Annotated in this window: 1 protein-coding gene; it reads left to right on the top strand. The window is 66.7% G+C overall.

The window, feature by feature from the left end; translation table 11 throughout:
• On the top strand, positions 1-409 hold a 409-nt coding region (locus tag ACLQ2W_RS33900; protein ID WP_425791982.1), incomplete at both ends, for an acyltransferase domain-containing protein.

Raw genomic sequence — 409 nt, 5'->3', positions numbered from 1 at the left:
GGTGGCTACTGGTATCGCAACTTGCGGCACACGGTCCGGTTCGGCGAGGTGATCCGCACGTTGACCGAGGCCGGTCACCGGACGTTCGTGGAGGTCAGTCCGCATCCGGTGTTGGCGATGGCGGTGGAGCAGGCTGGTGAGGATCTGGTGGTGGCCGGCACTCTGCGTCGTGACGACGGTGGGCGGGATCGGTGGTTGCGTTCGATGGCCGCCCTGCACGTCGCCGGTGTCGCCATTGACTGGACCCCGGCGCTGGGCACCGGCCCGACCCACACGGTTGCCTTGCCCACTTACCCATTCCAGCGTCAGCGGTTCTGGCCGGTGGTGCGGGATGTGTCGGTGGGGGGTGTGGATGGTGGGTTTGATGCGGAGTTTTGGCAGGTGGTGCAGCGGGGTGATGTTGCGGCTT

Origin of the sequence: Micromonospora sp. DT227 (assembly GCF_049841835.1) — a bacterium.
Taxonomy (GTDB): Bacteria; Actinomycetota; Actinomycetes; order Mycobacteriales; family Micromonosporaceae; genus Micromonospora.
Note: the sequence above shows the minus strand (reverse complement) of the source record. Positions and strands in the feature narration are given on the sequence as shown.